Genomic DNA, 17,200 nt, shown 5'->3' with positions numbered 1-17,200 from the left:
GACGGCCACGGCCCGGCGGTACCCACCGCCGGGCCGTGGTGCGTCTGCGGGTCACTCGTGCGGGGCGACACCTGCGGGCTGCCGGGTGGCCGCGTTCAGCCGGTTCCACACGTTGATCATCGCGATCTGCATGGTCAGGGCCGCGAGTTGCTTCTCGTCGTAGATGTCGGCGGCGGCGTCCCACACCTCGTCCGAGACCGCGTCGGGGCGGTCGGCGATGCGGGTGACCTCCTCGGTGAGTGCCAGCGCGGCGCGTTCGGCGTCGGTGAACCGGCGCGACTCGCGCCACGCGCCCACCGCGACGACCCGCTCGATCGTGTCGCCCTCGTCGAGGGCCTCGCGGGCGTGCATCTCGACGCAGAAGCTGCAGCCGTTGATCTGGCTGGCGCGCAGGTGCACCAGGTGCACGGTGCGGGCCGGCAGCCCGGTCCCCTCGAGCGTCTTGCCCAGCGCGAGCAGTGCGTCCATCGTGCCGGGGAGCACCAACGCGGGCTGGTTCATACGTGCCTTCATCGTCTTCTCCTGTGTCGTGGTGTCCGTACGTCTCTTCTGACGAGATGGAGTGGGAGAGTGTGACAGAGACGGACGCCGACACGATGTAGTGCACGTACCCCGTAACCGATCGATGAGGAGAGTGCGATGCCGACAAGACCGATCCGCCTGTTCCGCCCCGCCGCTGTGTGCGTGGCTGCGGCCGCCGCGTGGACACTGTCCGCCGGAATTTCGGCGGCGTCGACGCCCGTCCCGTTCCAGATCGCCCCGGCCCCGTTCGGGAATCCGAACGGCAGTTTCGACGTGCCACCGAGTCGGTGCGCCACGCTGGTCGACGACGCCGCCCACACCGTGACGGTCGCCGGCAACCTGCCGGGCCGGTGGGGGTGCATGATCGACGCCGAGGTGCGGTGGCTGAACGTGTCGAACGGTGCCACCGGCGCGGCACGCATGTCGAACGGGTTGAACGGGTATCCCCCCGAGGCGGTCCTCGACACCGGTCCGGGTCACGTCGTCGTCACTCTGATTCCACTGCCGGGCACGACGACACCCGGACTGACGGTCGTCGCGGTGCCGTAGCCGTCAGAGCACGAACGGGATGATCCGCCTCGTCCGGCACATGTACTGCCGGTAGGGTTCGCCGAGACCGGCGAGCAGGACGCGTTCCTCGTGCGGAATCCGGACGAGGTAGGCGGCCCCCAATACCGACACCGTCAGCGGTGCAAGCCAATTGGTGCAGGCGATCGTGAAGCCCAGCGCGCACAGCAGCGCCCCGCTGTACGACGGGTGCCGGACGAACCGGTACAGCCCGGTGTCGACCACGTTCTGTCCGGGGACCGTCTGCACCCGGAATGTGAACGACGCCCCCAGTTCGTGCACGGCACGCAACCGGATCGCCTGTCCGGCAACCGCGATCACGAGGCCGCCGGCGAAGTACCACCAGGCACCGGTGGTGAGCACGGTCGCCGGGACCAGGACGCTCACGGCGGGCCCGCCCAGGTACACGGCGGTAAGTCCGACACCGAGCACGGGGCCGGTCCACGCATCGTCCGGATGCTCACCGTCGGGGTGGGTACGTCCGATCCGGAACTCCGAGAACAGCAGGGCTGCGAGAGCGGCCGCGAGCAGCGCGGCCGCCGCCGGTTCGGACGCGAACAGCGGCAGTACCCGTTCGTCGGCCATCACATCTCCCGCGTGTTCTCACGTCACGACCACGCCCGCTTCGACGGCCGCGGCCCGGTACGCCTCCGCCAGGGTGTCGACGGTGTCGTGGGCATTGAGTCCACTCGGATTGGGCACGACCCACAACTCCGCGCCCTCGATTCCGTCCGGTTGACGACCTTTGACGGCCTTCCGCGCCCCGAAAGCCGTGCGGTACGCGGTGATTCCGGCAACGGCCACGACCCGTGGGCGCACGTCCCGGACGATGCATCGCAGCCGCTCGCCGCCCGCCCGGAGTTCGTCCGCTGTGAGTTCGTCGGCGCGCGCCGTGGCGCGGGCGACGAGATTGGTGATACCGACACTGCGCGCGAGCAGGAGTTCTCGATCGGCGTCCGACATTCCCGCCGTCGGGTCGATCCGGCGGTCGACGATCCCGGCCCGCCACAGTGCGGGATAGAACCGGTTGCCGGGTCGCGCGAAGTGCGCACCGGTGGCCGCCGTCCACAGCCCCGGGTTGATGCCGACGAACAGCAGCCGGCAGCCGGGGCCGATCAGGTCGGGCACCTCCACGTCGCGGTACGACTCGAGTTCGGCACGGCTGAATCCCATACGGACAGTGAACCGTACCGGGCGGCGTTCGCTCGAATCGTCAGACGCCGTCGTATGCGGCCCGGATGGCGTCGATGTCGATCTTGCGCATCGCCAGCATCGCCCGGGTGGCGCGTTGCGCCCCGTCGGCGTCCGAACCCCCGAGGTACGACGCGAGTTGCGTCGGCACGATCTGCCACGACACACCCCAGCGGTCCTTCAGCCAGCCGCACTGGCCTTCCTGCCCGCCGTCGGCGGTGAGCTTCGACCAGTACGCGTCCACCTCGGCCTGGTCGGCGCAGTCGATCTGGAACGAGATCGCCTCGTCGAACGTGAACTCCGGGCCCCCGTTGAGCGCGGTGAACCGCTGCCCCGCGAGCTCGAACTCCACGGTCAGGGCGAGGCCTTCCGGACGGTGCATGCCGGGCCCGTACCGGGTGACGTTCAGAATCCGGGAGTTCGCGAACACCGAGACGTAGAACTCGGCGGCTTCCTCACCGTCGGTGTCGAACCACAGGCACGGGGTGATCGTCTGCATCGTGATCGTCCTTCCGGTCGTCTCGGCGAGCGTACGACGAGACCGGCCCGCCCGCAGTACATCCGAACCACCCGAACATTTGGACGGTCGTCCAATCTTCTTTCGGCGAAACGCCCTGTTCGCCCAGCACTGCGGGCTATATTTCGGTCGCGCACTGCCCCGCACACGGCTCCACCACCGGAAAGGCCCCCGATGAACCTCAACCTCATCTCGTTGTTCCCGATGTTCCGGACGATCGACACGTTCCTGGACTTCGGTAGTTCCTTCGACCTCAGCTGACCCGGGCCCTACCTGTTCTACGTGCCCTTGACGTTGACGATCTGCCGCAGCTCGTGGCGGATCGCAACGAGGTCCCGGGCGTCGTCCATCACGACGTCGATGTCCTTGTAGGCGTCGGGAATCTCGTCGATCCACTCCGTGCCGTGCCGGTACTCGATACCGCGCATCCGGTCGGCGAGATCCTCGGCCGTGAATCGTTTGCGGGCCTGTGTGCGGGAGAACCGGCGGCCGGCCCCGTGCGGCGCCGAGCACAGCCCCGCCGCACTGCCCTTACCGTCGACGACGTACGACCGGGTGCCCATCGACCCCGGAATCACCGCCGCCACCCCGTCGTGGGCGTCGACGGCGCCCTTGCGGGTGAGCCACACCGTCTCGCCGTAATGTTCCTCGCGTTCGGTGTAGTTGTGGTGGCAGTTGATCCGTTCCTGCTCGTCCACCGTCGCACCGATCCAGTCGCCGAACACCAGCGAGAACCGGTCCATCATCTCGGCCCGGTTGAGGTAGGCGAAACGCTGCGCCCACCGGAGTTCGCGGATGTAGTCGTCGAACTCCGCAGTGCCCTCGGTCAGGTAGGCGAGGTCCCGGTTCGGCAGGGCGACATCCCGGCTGCGGCACAGGTTCTGCGCGATCCGAATGTGCTTCTGCGCGATCTTGTTTCCGACGCCGCGGCTGCCCGAGTGCAGGAACAGCCACACCCGGTCCTGTTCGTCGAGGCACAGCTCGATGAAGTGGTTTCCGCCGCCGAGGGAGCCGAGCTGTTCACGCCAGCGCGGCGAGTGTGACAGGTCGACCCGGTCGGTGGCCGCCCGCTCCTCCAGCTCCGCGATCTTGTTCCGCGCGAACCATGTGTCGAGCGATGTCGTCAGGTTGTAGTTGCCCGGCGACAGCGGGATCGCGGCCTCGACAGCCTCCCGCAGCTCCGCGAGCGTCCGACTGCTCCCCCCGCACCCGGTCGACGTCACCGACGTCGAACTGTGTTCGGGCCGCGATCATTCCGCACCCGATGTCGACACCGACCGCCGCCGGGATCACCGCGCCGCGCGTGGGGATGACGGTGCCGACCGCCGATCCCTTGCCGACATGAGCGTCGGGCATCAATGCGACGTGCGGGAACACGAACGGCATCGACGCCGTCTCGAGGGCCTGCGCCAGCGTCTCGTCCTCGAGACGACTGGCCCAGCTGAGCAGGCGGTTACCGTGTGCGGTCGGTGTCACTGTTCTTCTCCGGTCGGGGGTTGTGTCGTTCCTCGACGGTACTGCCGCCGAGGAACGACACAACCGAATTTCCGGCAGGTCGGCCGCTACGCCGCGTGCGCCAGGCCCTGCCGGGCGAGGATCGGGCGGACACCCTCGGCGAACCAGTAGGCCTCCTCGACGTGCGGTTGACCGGAGAGCACGAAGTGGTCGATCCCGACAGCCGCATACTCCCGGATCAGTGCCGCCACCTCCTCGTGGCTGCCCACCAGCGCGGTGCCCGCGCCGCCGCGAACCAGCCCGTATCCTGCCCACAGTCCCGGATACACCTCGAGGTTCCGCAGGTCGGAACTCAAGCCGAGTTGCCGACGCTGACCCTCGGATTCGCTCCGGCCCAATCGGTTCCGGGCGATCTCGATCAGGGTGGGGTCCATCCGGTCGACCAGTCCGTCGGCCACCGCCCACGCCTCCGCCGACGTGTCCCGGGCGATCACGTGCGCCCGGATCCCGAAACTCACCGTGCGCCCGTGCGCGGCGGCACGGCGGCGGACGTCGTCGACGAGGGCCGCCACCCGGGCAGGAGGTTCCGTCCACGTGAGGTAGGTGTCGACGTGTTTCGCAGCGACATCGAGCGCCGGCTCGCTGGCACCGCCGAAGAAGATCTCCGGCGTCGGCGCCGGGAGCGCGGTCGCGCCCTCGACCCGGTAGTGGTTTCCCGTGAAGTCGAACGGCTCCTCACCCCACGCCCCACGCAGGATGTCGATGAACTCGCCGGTGCGCTCGTAGCGTTGCTCCTTGGTGAGAAAGTCCCCGAACCGCCGCTGCTCCTCGGCGTCACCGCCGGTGACGATGTTGAGGAGCAGTCGGCCACCCGACAGCTGCTGGAACGCCGCGGCCTGTTGCGCCGCGAGTGTCGGGGCGACGAGTCCGGGCCGGAACGCGACGAGGAACCGGAGCCTGTTCGTCTCCCGGATCAGGGCAGCGGTGGTGACCCAGGCATCGGAGCACCACGTGCCCGTCGGTGTGAGAACCGCCTCGTAGCCGAGTTGTTCGGCGGTCTTCGCGACCAGGGTCAGGTAGTCCAGCGAGGCCGGGCGGGACTGCGTCGCCCGCCCCGATGCCGCCCCGGACCCGAGCGCGCCGACCACCTCGCGTCCGTCACCGGAGGTGGGCAGAAACCAGTGGAAGTGCAGTGTCATGCGGGTGTCCTTTCGAGAACGCCGAGGTGAGTGAGGACGAGCGTGCGGAGGTCGACGACCCGCGGATCCGATCGCTGCCGGGGTCGTGGCGCGTCGACGGCGACGTCGTGGGCGATCCGGCCGTCGGCGAGGACCAGGATCCGGTCGGCCAGGAGCACCGCCTCCTCCACGTCGTGTGTCACCAGCAGGACCGCGAATCCGTGTCGCTGCCACAGCCGGATCAGCAACTCGTAGGCGGTGATCCGGGTGAGGGCGTCGAGCGCACCGAACGGCTCGTCGAGCAGCAGCAGATCGGGTTCGCGGACGAGGGCGCGGGCGAGCGACACCCGCTGCGCCTCCCCGCCGGACAGGGTCAGCGGCCACGCGTCGACCCGGTGTGCCAGGTTCACCTCACCCAACGCCTCGATCGCTCGTTCCTTTCCCCCGGCGCCGTCGAGACCGAGGGACACGTTGCGGTGCACCCGTTTCCACGGCAGCAGCCGCGGTTCCTGGAATGCGACGGCGATCGAACCGTCGACGTCGATGCGTCCGCCGTGACCGCGGTCGAGGCCCGCGACGGCACGCAGCAGCGTCGACTTACCGGAGCCGCTGCGCCCCACGAGTGCCACGATCTCTCCCCGCCGCAACGTCAGGTCGATACTGTCGAGAACCACGTCCGCACCGAAGACACGTCGAACTCCGTGTGCTGTGACGACGGGTGTGGTCACGCCCCGCGATACGTTGTGCGCCATGCCAGAAGCCTCCCTTCGAGGGCCCGCACCAACGCGTCGGTCGCGAGTCCGAGGAACGCGTAGACGAGCAGGCCGAAGATGACGATGTCGATGCGGAAATAGATACGGGCGTTGTTGATCAGATAGCCGAGTCCGGCGTCGGCGTTGATCTGTTCGGCGACGATCAGTGCAAGCCACGCGACGCCGAGCGACATCCGCAGCCCTGTCAGTGCCTGCGGCAGCGCCCCGGGCAGGACGACGTGGACGGCCAACCGAAACTTGTTCAACCCCAGGGTCTCGGCCGCCTCGACGAGTTTGCCGTCGATGCTGCGGATGCCGGCGAACAGGTTGAGGTAGAGCGGAAACATCACGCCGAGCGCCACCAGGAACACTTTGGGCTGCTCCCCGATCCCGAACCAGATCACGAACAGCGGGATCAGGCCGAGGAACGGCACCGTCCGCAACATCTGGATCGGCGGGTCGATCGCGAGTTCGACGATCCGCGAGAACCCGGCCAGCCCGCCCAGCACGACGGCCGCACTCACTCCCAGCGCGACACCGAGCAGCACTCGCTGCACCGACACCGCCAGGGCGTCCTGCAGGCTGCCGTCCGACCACAGTTCCGTGGCCGCCGCGAGCACCTGCGCCGGCGACGCCAGTGTCTGCTCGGACAGGACGCCGGCACTGCTGAGCACCTGCCACAGGACCAGGAGCGCGATCGGCGAGAGCAGTCGCAGCGCCGGCCGCGCAGGCCGCCGAGCCTTCTGTCTCGCTTCAGGTTTCGTCGACGGTCGGACCTCGGTCGACGGTTTCGTCAAGGTCGCGGTCATTTCGATCCCCGCTCGATCGCATCGTCGAATCGTGGATCGAACCAGTCCGCGGCCACCGGCGCCGACGTCAGCACTCCGGCCTGAACGAAGAGATCGATCAGCTTCTGCTGCTTGGCGATTCGATCGTCGTCGATCGGCACGTAGCGCCCCTTCGAGGTGTCGAACGCGGCAGCAGCCACCTCCTCGGGAAGCTTCGTCAGCTTCGCGAAGATCGGCACCCATGCGTCGGGGTGTGCGTCGGCCCAGGCCTGGGCGCGGGCGAGACGCTCGAAGAAGTCGTCGAGCGCCGCGGACTTCTTCGGGTCGGCCAGCGCGCCTGCTGCCGCCGAGAAGTAGGACTGGCCCGTGGTGACCTCGCTGCCGTCCACCACGATCCGGGCGCCGGCCGTCTTCGTCCCGATCGTGGAGTACGGATTCCAGACCGCCCACGCATCGACCTGGCCGGCCGTGAATGCCGCGAGTGCATCTGCAGCGCTGAGGAATTGGAGACGGACAGCATCGACCGGCAACCCGGCCTGCTCGAGCAGTCCCAGCACGAAACCGTGCGAGCTGGATCCCTGGGTGACAGCGATCCGCTTGCCCTGCAGGTCACGGATCGACGCAGCCGGGGAACCACCCGGCACCAGCAGGAAATCGTTGGCCCCGGTGCGGGCCTGCACCGCGACGATCCGGCCCGGATTGCCGTTCGCCTGCGCGAACACCGGCGGCACATCACCGGTGGCACCGGCATCGATCTTGTCGGCCCCCAACGCTTCCAGCAGCGGCGGACCGGCCTCGAATGTCGACCATTCGATCCGGTAGTCGAGATCGTCGAGAGCACCGGCCGCTTCGAGGAGGGACTGGGTGCTCTTCACCTGGTCCCCGATCCGGAGTGTGACACCGGCATCCGGGTTGCCGGCGAACTCGGACGGCTCCGAGGCCTGCGAACTACTGCAGGCGGTGAGTGCCGCAGCGGACACTGCGGCTAGGGCGAGAAAGGCGAAACGGGTACGCGTCGAACGACGCATGGGAACCTCCGATACGTGCGTGAAGGATGCAGAAGAATCCGACGTCAGGCCGGAATACGAAGGCGCTCGGTACAAGTCGCCACGAAAACATGTGGCGCGCCGACAACGCTCAACAGGAACGCGGACAGACGGCACACACCCCGCACGCCACGACGGCGTACCGGGACACCCAGAAGTCGGCGGGGAAGGTCATGGCCGAAATCCTGAAAGACCGCACCGTCCGCGTCAACGGCAACCGCACCGCGACATGCCGTCGCCACCCCGCCGACCTGCACGTTCAAGGGTTCGAATCACGCGAGTTCCATCACGACCGACAGGACTGTCGGTCGGGATGCTCGGACCGACTCCTACTCGCAGGCGACACCGTCACCGTCGCGGTCGAGTTTGCTGCTGTAGCCGGGCTCGCCCGCGTAGATCGGTGCCGCACCGGCGGCGCGGGCGGCAGCACAGTTCTTGTAGTAGACGTTGCCGCCACCGGACGGCGCAGGAGCAGGAGCGGGGGCGGGAGCCGGAGCAGGCGCCGGAGCGGGCGCCGGTGCGGGAGCGGGAGCAGGGACCGGAGCGGGCGCCGGTTCCTGGCGGACGGGGGCCGGGGCGGCCGGTGGATCGATAGTCGTGGGCTGACCCACGACCGGTGCGACGGTCAACGTCGTGGCGGCCGGTGCGACACCCCCGCAGTCACCCAACACCCTTGCAATGGCATCTTTTTCGGCCTGCGTCACCCACAGTCCGTAGGCGGTTTTCACGTCGACCTGACGGGACACGTACGTGCACCGGTACGCCTTGTTCGACGGCAGCCAGGTCGCGGCGTCACCGTCACCCTTCTGCTGATTGGCGGGGCCGTCGACGGCCTGCAGGTTGCGCGGGTCGTTGGCGAAGTTGCGCCGGGTCTGCTCGTCGAGTTGCTGCGCACCCTTCTGCCACGCGTCGGACAGTGCGACGACATGGTCGATCTGCACCGCGTTGGACGTGCCCTCGCCGCGGGTGAACTCGATGGTCTTGCCGGTGTAGGCGTCGTCCAGGGTGCCGGTGAGGACGGTGCAGTTGTTCGAACCGGGCGCGAGCGTGATGTTCGCGAGGTCCCGGCGGAGGATGTCGTTGCGGGTGTCGCAGCCGTTGTGGCCGCCGGCAACGCTGACATCGTCCGTCCAGGCCGACCCGAACAGGGCCCGGTCGTAGCCGGTCTTCGGGGCGCGGCCCTTGACCGGCAGTGCCTCGAGCGCCGCGAGTGCGGCCGTGCTGTCCTGCGCGGACTGTTCACTCACAGCCACCGCGGTCGAGGTGCTCGTGGTCGTCGGACGCGCGCTGGTCGTGGTGGTCGTGATCGTGGTGGTCGTCGATGCGGTCGGTTCATCGGCCCCCGAGCAGGAGGTGAGCACGACGACTGCGCCGAGCACGGGCAGGGCGATACGCACGGTGTGGGAGATGCGCATGGTGTTCCTCGAGTCTGCTGGGGAGGTTGTCGGATCATCTTCTCCATCTCCCCGCCGATGCGGGCTGTTACTGCGAATATCACCCGACGTTTACCCCAGTAACAGCCCGCGGCGAGCCGGTTCTGTCGGTACCGGTGCCTAGGGTCGGCGGCATCACCATCACGGGAGGGACACATCAGTGACGACGATGCATGCAACACCGGCCGGATCGGTCAGCGACCAGTGGGAGCGGATCAGCCGTTGGCTGCGCACCAACATCGACGGTGTCGAGTTCTCGGGTGCGCCGAGGACCGACATCGATGCGGCGATCACGGCCACCGGTGTCGCGTGGCCGGACGAGTTGGTCGAATTCTTCGGCCTCGCCAACGGATTGCCGGACGGCGACCACGTGCAGCTGCTGCCACGGCACCAACTGCTCCCCTTGGATCGGGTGATCGACGAGCGGGCCATGGAACTCGACATCTGGGGCGAGTTCGACGAGGACTTCGGCGCCCCCGACCCGGACAGTGCCGCCGGCTCGGGGGCCGGCACTTATCACCCCGCGTTCGTTCCCTTCGCCGGGCTGGACGGTTATCTACTCGTCGTCGACACTCGACCCGGCCCGCTCCACGGGTGTGTCACCGAGTTCGAGAAGGTCGACACCGACGATGTCGGTCCGCGTTGGGCGTCGTTGAGCGCGATGCTGACGGATCTGGCGAACAGCTTCGAATCCGGTGCCCCGTTCGACGGGGGCTGGGTTCCGTCCGTGGTCGACGGCCGCCTCGAGTGGGAGTACGCGCCGGTGGGATGATGACCCGCGTGCCGATGCCTTCACCGCTACCCGTCCGGAACGGGGTCGGGCCGACACGACTGCGGGTGCCGACGTCGGGGCCGTGGGCCACGATCGCCGAGTACGTGGTGTCCCGGTTCGATCATCTGGATGCCGACGATCTGCTGCGACGGTTCGATGCCGGTGAGATCGTGGGCGCCGACGGTGCACCGGTCGGACGTGGGACACCGCTGGGTGCACACGTGTTCGTCTGGTACTACCGGGATCTGCCGGTGGAGGAGCCGGTGCCGTTCCACGAGGAGATCCTGCACGTCGACGACGACCTGGTGGTGGTCGACAAGCCGCATTTCCTGCCGACAACTCCGGGGGGACGGTATCTACAGCAGTCGGCGCTGGTCCGGTTGCGGGTCCGGCTCGACAATCCGGATCTGACGCCGATCCACCGTCTCGATCGAGCGACGGCCGGTCTGGTGATGTTCTCGGCCCGCCCCGCGACCCGCGGCGCCTACCAGTCGCTGTTCGAGAAGCGTCGGGTCACGAAGGTGTACGAGGCGGTGTCGGCGCTGCCGGACGGCTGGGATCCGGAGGCCCCGACGCTCGCCGGCCGTCCGGTTCCGGTCGTGTACCGCAATCACATCGAGGCCCGGCGCGGTGAGCTGCGGGTGGTCGTCGACGACACCCGCGAACCCAACTCCGAGACGTCGATCGCGGTGCATGCGACCGGTGTGAGTGCTTCGGGACGTGCTGTGTTGCACACGTTCCTGCGCCCCCACACCGGCCGGATGCATCAACTGCGGGTGCACCTGTCGGCGCTCGGCATCGGCATCCTCGGCGACACCTGGTACCCGGACCTTCTGCCCGAGATGCCCGACGACCACACGCTTCCGCTCCAATTGCTCGCGCGGGAACTGGAATTCACCGATCCCCTGTCCGGGGTGGCGCGCCGGTTCGTCACCCAGCGGACGCTGAGCGAGGCGCCGGCGCCGTCACGGTGCGACGCTCACTTCCCCGCGGGCCCGGCCTCGTAGGTGACCCAGTTCGTGCGCGTGGCGAGGGTATCGTAGAGCGCCTGGGCCTGCAGGTTGTCGTCGGCGGTCACCCACTGCACGACGGCACGCCCCTCCGCGGCGGCCATCTCGGTGAGACGCCCGATCAGAGCACGCCCGACGCCCCGGCCGCGAACCGCCGGATCGGTGAACAGGTCGTCGAGGAACAGGCCGGTGGTGCCGGTGTAGGGCGACGAGAAACGACGATGGTGCGCGAACCCGAGGATCTCGCCGTCGGCTTCCGCGACGAGTGCCTTGCATTCGTGCCGGGGATCCATGAACCATCCCCACGCCCGGGACACGACGTCCTCGGACTCGGGCAGCTTGTAGAACTCGCGGTACTCGCGGAAGAGGTAACGCCAGCGGTTTTCGTCCGCGGGGTCGAGCGGGCGGATCGTCGGAGGGGTGATCGTTGCCATGGGTGGCTCCTGTCGGTGTTCGAAGATTTCGGCAGATCAGCGCTGAGGACTCCGAGTCCGACAGGGTGACCTCGACCGCGGCCGAGGGCGTAACAAGATTGCAGATATGTGAGTAACGTTATCTACTTGTTTCATGTCCAACGATAACAGAGCGTCGGAGATCGCGGACCGCCTCCGCGAGCGCATCGTCACGATGCGGGCCGGGGAGAAGCTGCCGGGGGTCCGGAACCTCTCCGCCGAGTTCCAGGCGAGTGCAGCCACCGTTTCGGCGGCCCTCTCGGAATTGAGTGCGTTCGGACTGGTGCGTGCCGAGCCCGGCCGGGGGACGTTCGTGTCGGGCCGCGAACGACTACCCGAGCCCGATTTCTCGTGGCAGTCCCAGGCGCTCGCCGGGGCCCGGGTGGATGCCGACCGGGCCGCTCGCCTGGGCGGTTACGGCACCGCCGAACACATTCCGCTGTCGTGGGGGTACCTGGCACCGGAGCTGCTGCCGAACGAGGAGCTGCACCGCATCGGCTCGCGGGCGGCGAAGAGCGGTCGGTCCTGGATGATGACGCCGCACGCGGGATCGCCGGAACTGCGGCGCATCCTCGCGTCCGAGTATCGGGCGGACCCCAACGACGTGCTCGTGGTCTCCGGCGGGCAGCAGGGGCTCGTGTTCACGATGCGCACCCTCGCCGAACCCGGCTCGACGGTCATCACCGAAAGTCCGAGTTACCCGGGCGCCATCCTCGCGGCACAGAGCGCGGGCCTGACCCTCGCGTCGGTGCCCGCCGACGCCGACGGAATCCGGGTCGACCGGCTCGCCGACGAACTCGAACGCACGCGAGCACGTGTGATCTACCTGCAGCCGAGCTATGCGAATCCCACCGGCGCGGTATTGAGCACCGAACGCCGGAAGCAGGTACTCGAACTCGCCGCCCGGCACGGCGTGTTCGTCATCGAGGACGACTGGGCCAGACACCTCGACATCGACGGCCGCCCCCCGGCCGCACTCTTCGACGACGACCCCGACGGGCACGTCGTGTCGATCTTCACCCTGTCGAAGCCGGCCTCGCCGGGTCTCCGACTCGGCGCGATCGTCGCTCGCGGCCCGGCCGGTGAACGGCTCCGCGCCTCCCGCACCGCGGACGACCTCTGCGTCGCGCCACTGATGCAGGAAATCGCCTGCGGCCTCCTGACGTCGAGTGCGTGGCCCCGGCATCTCAAACGTCTGCGCACCGAACTCGCCACGCGGCGTGACACACTCGTCTCCGCGATCCGCGCCATCGCACCCGAGATCCGTATCCCCTCCGTCCCACGCGGGGGCCTGCACCTCTGGGCCCGACTGCCGCAGGGCAGCGACACCCGAGAAATCTGTGCCGCCGCCTACACAGCCGGGGTGCTCGTCGGCGACGGACGCCACTTCTTCACGGACGAACCCCCCGCCCCGTTCCTGCGTTTCTCCTACGGGGCCGCGACCGAGGCCCAGATAATCGAAGGAGTACGACGACTCGACGACATCCTCGAACAGTGAAAGTCGTTGAAGTTCACTGCGTTCTACACCGCTCCACGCTTGTCCGACCCCCCGCCACCCCCGACCGCATTGGTGAACCCGGCGAAACAACCTTCACCGCAACGGTTTCGGTGACGGCGTATACCTTTCCCGACACGTCGGTGCAATGACAGAACCTGACCGACGGCGCCACCGGAACCACAGCATTCCGTCGAGCACCCGTCGACTACAGCCACCCCCACCGCTGCGGACGAACGGTGCCGCTACACCCCGCCCGTCGTTCCCGGCTGTGGATACGAATGCACCGAAGTTGTTGTGGTCAATAAACTTTCAGTTCGATTCCCCCCGTCGACACCAGGCACGACTGGCCGATCGCCCCTCATCGAACACGAGGCCATCGTCAACACTGCCGCAGTGTGACACCGCGCCTGTCCAGCAACTCCCCCGGACTAGCGTGAGGGTTTGGTCAACGCGCGGTCGAGCAAGTACTCGAAAGCCTCCAGCACGCGACCATCCAGCTCTTCAGCATCGATCTCGACATCCCGGGCATATCCGTCTCTGAAAACGCAGTAGCCCATGTAGGCCGCCGCGGTGAGTACGTGCAAGGCGACTCCGTCGGCGTCCTCCGGCAGGGCGCCTTCCTCGTAGTCACGGAGCAGGTTCGCTCGAGAAAGATCGATCTCGGGGAAGATCTGGTACGCGTCGTCCCCATCCTGAGCCAAGAGGGCCTCGAGCCGGGTGACGTCCGGATTCGCCAATGCCTGCTCGAAGATTGCCCGGCGCCGCTTCACGAACGGCAGGTTTCGATACCGAGACCGGTCGGCTTTGGTCTCGTTCATCAGATCCTGGATCGCCGCCCGAAGCAGTCCGCGCCTCGTGCCGAACTTCTGGTACAGCTGCACTCGGTTGACGCCCGCCTCGTCGGCAATGGCCTGGAAGGTGAACCCGGCGAGCACGCCATCGCGTACGAGGAGCGAGCGTACGGCTTGGAATACCAGCGAGTCTGTGAGAGATCGGTCGCGTCGAGTGCGCTGCGCCATGTGGAAGCTCCAAACATTTTCCGGCCGAGGGCTTGCGGTACTTGATGTGATGAGCATAACATCCTGTCATTACAAAATGTAACTTCCCGGTTGGGCACTAGCTTTCCCGGAATCCGAGCGACCGCCGAGCAGATTGATGCCTCCTGACCGCGGCGCTCCTCGTCACTCGTCACCACCATTCGTCAGTCAGTCCACGGAAGGAACATCTGTGTCAACAACAACCCTCTCGGGCGGAGCGGGCGGGGGGCCTGCAGCACGCCCCCTCTCGTCATCCAGCGAACGTATGACCTTGTCGCGGCGACTGCGAAAGGAAGGCCGCAGCTCCGCGCACTCACCTCGATGGGGAAACTCCTGGGTGTCGCTGTTCGTGGCCCGCGCACTCGTGCTGGTAGCCATTGTTGCTGCCTGGCACGCAGTCACGACTTTGGATTTGGTGCCCCCGGTACTGTCCCGAACGCCCGCCGATGTGTGGGGCTATCTCACCGAGAGTGCGAGCAACGGAGAGCTCATGGAGGCTACTCGCGCCACCATGGCCGCGACGTTGGCTGCATTCGCCTTGGCCTCCGTTGTCGGCGTCGTAGCCGGCATCAGCATCGGACTCCTGCCCCGCGTCGAGAAGGTCATCAGCCCCTATGTGGATGCGATCAACGCGATGCCACGCATCGCGTTGGCGCCGGTCTTCATCATATACTTCGGAATCGGCACGAGTGCCAAGGTGGCGCTCGGCTTCAGCATCGCCGTGTTCCTCATCATGGCGTCGGCACAGGCGGGCGTTAAATCGGTTGATCCCGAGGTCCTGAGGCTCGCCAAAGTCCTGAACGCAACCAAACGGCAAGTCTTCACCAAAATCCTGTTCCCGGTAGCGATCCCATCAATTTTCTCGGGCCTGCGCTTGGGTTTCATCTACTCACTCCTCGGAGTGGTGACCTCCGAGATCATCGGCGCTCGCGTCGGTTTGGGGCAGCTCACGATTCACTACTCCGGGTTGTTCCGCATGGAGGCCATCTACGGAATCCTCCTCGTACTGGCCGTAATCGCCAGCGTGATCAACGTCGGTATGCGTCTCATCGAGAACCGAATCCTGCGCTGGCAGCAGCCGGCCGACAAGTGAGGAAAGCAATGTCACTATCCACAGAGAACGAGTGCGCGACGACGACTCCGGTCGCAGACCTTCGTGACGTCCATGTCGTATTCACCACTCCCACCGGAGACGAGCGACACGTTCTCAACGGGGTCGATCTTCAGGTGCGGCCGGGGGAATTTCTCGTCCTGGTAGGCAAGAGCGGATGTGGCAAGACCACGATCCTCAACATGCTCGCCGGCTTGGTCGAGCCCACTGCGGGTGAGGTCGACATGCTGGGTGGTCAGCCGCGCGACGCTCGCGAACGCATGTCCTACATGTTCGCCCGTGACGCGCTCATCCCATGGCGGACAGCTCGGAAGAATGTCGAGTTCCCGCTCGAGTTGCGCGGCAAACCCCGGCACGAGAGGCGCGAGAAGTCAGCGCGTTACCTGGAGATGGTCCACATGTCGCATGCAAGCTCGCAGTGGCCGTGGCAACTTTCCCAGGGCATGCGCCAGCGAGTGGCCCTCGCTCGCACGTGGGCCTCGGAGCCGGACATACTCCTCATGGACGAGCCGTTCGCCGCACTGGACGCCCAAACTCGCCTCGCCGTTCAGCAAGAACTGGTCGGCATGTGGAAAGCGACCGGAAAAGCCGTCATATTCGTCACCCACGACCTCAACGAGGCACTGATGCTCGGACAACGGGTCGTTCTCGTCAAGGACGGGCAAGTGGCGATCGAGGTCAACGTCCCCTTCGAATACCCGAGATCGGCAGAGCTGACCACTCACCCCGATTTCCAATCGCTGCGGCGCGAGTTGATGTGTCACTTCCTCTGACTCGGTTCTCCCGCTCCCTCCAGCACAATCTCCAGGAGAAACAAGTGCGACTTCCCACCCCGAAACGAATGATGCCTCTGGCCATCGCTGCGGCCGTTACCTTGGTTCTGACGGGCTGCGGCGGTCAGGGACGAAACGGCACGGTGGAGGCCGGTTCTGACGGCAAGATGCATATCAGCGTCGGCTACTATCCGACCATTCTCACGTCCTATCTCACCGAAGTGGCGCAGGAACAGGGGATCTTCGAGGCGAACGGTCTCGAAGTCGACCTAGTACCCATTCAAGCCGGACCGCAACAGACCAGCGCCCTCCTCGGCGGGAGCCTCGACATCGCCGACCTGCCGGCGCCCACCATGGTGCCGTTGATGAAGTCTGGTGATGGTCAGATCGTTGCGCTGACCGGCGGCGCTCACGTCAACTACTCGATGGTGATTCACCCTGGTATGGCGCAGGGGATGGACGTGGGCAACCCTGACGCCGCGCTTGCGATCAAGGGCAAGACCGTGGCTGTAACGGTTCCCGGCGGAACGATCGACTACTTCGCTCAGATCGCGGCCCGCGAGGCCGGGCTGGATACCAAAGACTACTCGACCGTCGGAGCGGGCTCCGTGCCCGCGATCCTGGCCGGCTTCAAGGAGGGCAGGTTCGATGCCGCAGTCCTCTTCCCGGAGGTGGCGCACCTCGCCGGCGAAGAGGGCAAAGATTACACGGTGCTAACCAGTGCTTCCGCCACCTCGTCGAGCACAGACCTCTATAAGGGGATGCTCCAGAGCGTGACCGGCGCCCGAGCCGATTGGGTCAAGTCGAATCCGGACGCCGTGACAGCCTTCTGCACCTCGATCGGAGAGGCGCACGACTGGGTGCAGGATCCACAGAATGCTCAGGAACTCGGGAAGTCGCTGGGGGGTTGGTTCGAGCAACCTGAAAAGCGTGGCATGGAAATTTTCGAGACGACGACCTTCGGACCCGTGCTTACGCAGGAAATCTGGGAGCAGCAAGCGGCCATGGCCGGCACCGACACCATGCCTGCTTACGGCGATTTCGTCTCCGCGCAGTGCCTGTCCGCACTTTCCGAGTGAGTCAGCAAACGAGTCGGAA

At 66.8% G+C, this 17,200-nt stretch carries 18 protein-coding genes and 1 pseudogene; 7 read left to right on the top strand and 12 right to left on the bottom strand.

Annotated features, from left to right (window positions below):
• Positions 1-51: 51 nt before the first annotated feature.
• The gene (locus Q5696_RS06235; RefSeq protein WP_305094332.1) at positions 52-513 is read right to left on the bottom strand and encodes a carboxymuconolactone decarboxylase family protein; all 462 of its coding nucleotides are present in this window, start codon (positions 511-513) and stop codon (positions 52-54) included.
• 126 nt (positions 514-639) lie between these two features.
• On the opposite strand from Q5696_RS06235, the gene Q5696_RS06230 reads away from it, so the two are divergent.
• Entirely contained in the window at positions 640-1,071 is a 432-nt protein-coding gene (locus Q5696_RS06230; RefSeq protein ID WP_305094331.1) for a hypothetical protein, read from the top strand.
• Between the two features lie 3 nt (positions 1,072-1,074).
• Here the strand turns inward: Q5696_RS06230 and Q5696_RS06225 are convergent, their stop codons facing one another.
• The 9 genes and pseudogenes from Q5696_RS06225 to Q5696_RS06185 form a co-directional block, all read right to left on the bottom strand.
• The gene (locus tag Q5696_RS06225) at positions 1,075-1,674 is read right to left on the bottom strand and encodes a methyltransferase family protein (protein ID WP_305094330.1); all 600 of its coding nucleotides are present in this window, start codon (positions 1,672-1,674) and stop codon (positions 1,075-1,077) included.
• 18 nt (positions 1,675-1,692) lie between these two features.
• Positions 1,693-2,262, bottom strand: a complete 570-nt coding sequence (locus tag Q5696_RS06220; RefSeq protein WP_305094329.1) for a mismatch-specific DNA-glycosylase — start codon at positions 2,260-2,262, stop codon at positions 1,693-1,695.
• 40 nt (positions 2,263-2,302) lie between these two features.
• On the bottom strand, positions 2,303-2,779 hold the full coding sequence (locus Q5696_RS06215; protein ID WP_305094328.1) for a VOC family protein: 477 nt from the start codon (positions 2,777-2,779) through the stop codon (positions 2,303-2,305).
• Positions 2,780-3,075: 296 nt separating this feature from the next.
• Positions 3,076-4,273: pseudogene (locus tag Q5696_RS06210) on the bottom strand (RtcB family protein).
• Between the two features lie 86 nt (positions 4,274-4,359).
• Positions 4,360-5,451 (bottom strand): LLM class flavin-dependent oxidoreductase, encoded by a 1,092-nt coding sequence (locus Q5696_RS06205; protein WP_305094327.1) that lies wholly within the window; start codon positions 5,449-5,451, stop codon positions 4,360-4,362.
• Positions 5,448-6,182, bottom strand: a complete 735-nt coding sequence (locus tag Q5696_RS06200; RefSeq protein ID WP_305094326.1) for an ABC transporter ATP-binding protein — start codon at positions 6,180-6,182, stop codon at positions 5,448-5,450. The genes Q5696_RS06205 and Q5696_RS06200 overlap by 4 nt, the downstream gene beginning before the upstream one ends.
• Entirely contained in the window at positions 6,155-6,991 is an 837-nt protein-coding gene (locus Q5696_RS06195; protein WP_305094325.1) for an ABC transporter permease, read from the bottom strand. Before Q5696_RS06195 ends, Q5696_RS06200 begins: the two co-directional genes overlap by 28 nt.
• On the bottom strand, positions 6,988-7,950 hold the full coding sequence (locus Q5696_RS06190; RefSeq protein ID WP_305094324.1) for an ABC transporter substrate-binding protein: 963 nt from the start codon (positions 7,948-7,950) through the stop codon (positions 6,988-6,990). Before Q5696_RS06190 ends, Q5696_RS06195 begins: the two co-directional genes overlap by 4 nt.
• Before the next feature lie 395 nt (positions 7,951-8,345).
• Positions 8,346-9,431 (bottom strand): GmrSD restriction endonuclease domain-containing protein, encoded by a 1,086-nt coding sequence (locus Q5696_RS06185; RefSeq protein WP_305094323.1) that lies wholly within the window; start codon positions 9,429-9,431, stop codon positions 8,346-8,348.
• A 187-nt stretch (positions 9,432-9,618) separates the two neighbouring features.
• Between Q5696_RS06185 and Q5696_RS06180 the strand changes: the two genes are divergently transcribed.
• Complete coding sequence (locus Q5696_RS06180) at positions 9,619-10,221, top strand: SMI1/KNR4 family protein (protein ID WP_305095155.1); 603 nt, start codon at positions 9,619-9,621, stop codon at positions 10,219-10,221.
• On the top strand, positions 10,218-11,228 hold the full coding sequence (locus Q5696_RS06175) for a pseudouridine synthase (protein ID WP_305094322.1): 1,011 nt from the start codon (positions 10,218-10,220) through the stop codon (positions 11,226-11,228). The genes Q5696_RS06180 and Q5696_RS06175 overlap by 4 nt, the downstream gene beginning before the upstream one ends.
• On the opposite strand, the gene Q5696_RS06170 is transcribed toward Q5696_RS06175, so the two are convergent.
• A complete protein-coding gene (locus Q5696_RS06170; protein WP_305094321.1) occupies positions 11,201-11,665 on the bottom strand; it encodes a GNAT family N-acetyltransferase in 465 nt (154 codons plus the stop codon). The two genes, Q5696_RS06175 and Q5696_RS06170, sit on opposite strands and share 28 nt — an antisense overlap.
• A 133-nt stretch (positions 11,666-11,798) precedes the next feature.
• On the opposite strand from Q5696_RS06170, the gene Q5696_RS06165 reads away from it, so the two are divergent.
• Entirely contained in the window at positions 11,799-13,181 is a 1,383-nt protein-coding gene (locus Q5696_RS06165; RefSeq protein WP_305094320.1) for an aminotransferase-like domain-containing protein, read from the top strand.
• Between the two features lie 428 nt (positions 13,182-13,609).
• Here the strand turns inward: Q5696_RS06165 and Q5696_RS06160 are convergent, their stop codons facing one another.
• Positions 13,610-14,200: a TetR/AcrR family transcriptional regulator gene (locus Q5696_RS06160; protein ID WP_305094319.1), complete on the bottom strand. Its 591-nt coding sequence runs from the start codon at positions 14,198-14,200 to the stop codon at positions 13,610-13,612.
• A gap of 355 nt (positions 14,201-14,555) precedes the next feature.
• On the opposite strand from Q5696_RS06160, the gene Q5696_RS06155 reads away from it, so the two are divergent.
• Genes Q5696_RS06155 through Q5696_RS06145 form a run of 3 tightly spaced genes read left to right on the top strand, consistent with a single transcriptional unit; the run spans position 14,556 to position 17,181 of the window.
• Complete coding sequence (locus tag Q5696_RS06155; protein ID WP_305094318.1) at positions 14,556-15,311, top strand: ABC transporter permease; 756 nt, start codon at positions 14,556-14,558, stop codon at positions 15,309-15,311.
• Positions 15,312-15,319: 8 nt separating this feature from the next.
• On the top strand, positions 15,320-16,102 hold the full coding sequence (locus Q5696_RS06150) for an ABC transporter ATP-binding protein (protein ID WP_305094317.1): 783 nt from the start codon (positions 15,320-15,322) through the stop codon (positions 16,100-16,102).
• A gap of 44 nt (positions 16,103-16,146) precedes the next feature.
• On the top strand, positions 16,147-17,181 hold the full coding sequence (locus Q5696_RS06145) for an ABC transporter substrate-binding protein (RefSeq protein ID WP_305094316.1): 1,035 nt from the start codon (positions 16,147-16,149) through the stop codon (positions 17,179-17,181).
• The last annotated feature ends 19 nt before the right edge of the window (positions 17,182-17,200 follow it).

The sequence above is a fragment of the Prescottella sp. R16 genome, assembly GCF_030656875.1.
Classification (GTDB): Bacteria; Actinomycetota; Actinomycetes; order Mycobacteriales; family Mycobacteriaceae; genus Prescottella.
Note: the sequence above shows the minus strand (reverse complement) of the source record. Positions and strands in the feature narration are given on the sequence as shown.

Coding starts and splice junctions, on each gene's coding strand:
- Q5696_RS06235 (WP_305094332.1), bottom strand. CDS start 513: ATGAAGGCACGTATGAACCAGCCCGCGTTGGTGCTCCCCGGCACGATG.
- Q5696_RS06230 (WP_305094331.1), top strand. CDS start 640: ATGCCGACAAGACCGATCCGCCTGTTCCGCCCCGCCGCTGTGTGCGTG.
- Q5696_RS06225 (WP_305094330.1), bottom strand. CDS start 1,674: ATGGCCGACGAACGGGTACTGCCGCTGTTCGCGTCCGAACCGGCGGCG.
- Q5696_RS06220 (WP_305094329.1), bottom strand. CDS start 2,262: ATGGGATTCAGCCGTGCCGAACTCGAGTCGTACCGCGACGTGGAGGTG.
- Q5696_RS06215 (WP_305094328.1), bottom strand. CDS start 2,779: ATGCAGACGATCACCCCGTGCCTGTGGTTCGACACCGACGGTGAGGAA.
- Q5696_RS06205 (WP_305094327.1), bottom strand. CDS start 5,451: ATGACACTGCACTTCCACTGGTTTCTGCCCACCTCCGGTGACGGACGC.
- Q5696_RS06200 (WP_305094326.1), bottom strand. CDS start 6,182: ATGGCGCACAACGTATCGCGGGGCGTGACCACACCCGTCGTCACAGCA.
- Q5696_RS06195 (WP_305094325.1), bottom strand. CDS start 6,991: ATGACCGCGACCTTGACGAAACCGTCGACCGAGGTCCGACCGTCGACG.
- Q5696_RS06185 (WP_305094323.1), bottom strand. CDS start 9,431: ATGCGCATCTCCCACACCGTGCGTATCGCCCTGCCCGTGCTCGGCGCA.
- Q5696_RS06180 (WP_305095155.1), top strand. CDS start 9,619: ATGCATGCAACACCGGCCGGATCGGTCAGCGACCAGTGGGAGCGGATC.
- Q5696_RS06175 (WP_305094322.1), top strand. CDS start 10,218: ATGATGACCCGCGTGCCGATGCCTTCACCGCTACCCGTCCGGAACGGG.
- Q5696_RS06170 (WP_305094321.1), bottom strand. CDS start 11,665: ATGGCAACGATCACCCCTCCGACGATCCGCCCGCTCGACCCCGCGGAC.
- Q5696_RS06165 (WP_305094320.1), top strand. CDS start 11,799: ATGTCCAACGATAACAGAGCGTCGGAGATCGCGGACCGCCTCCGCGAG.
- Q5696_RS06160 (WP_305094319.1), bottom strand. CDS start 14,200: ATGGCGCAGCGCACTCGACGCGACCGATCTCTCACAGACTCGCTGGTA.
- Q5696_RS06150 (WP_305094317.1), top strand. CDS start 15,320: ATGTCACTATCCACAGAGAACGAGTGCGCGACGACGACTCCGGTCGCA.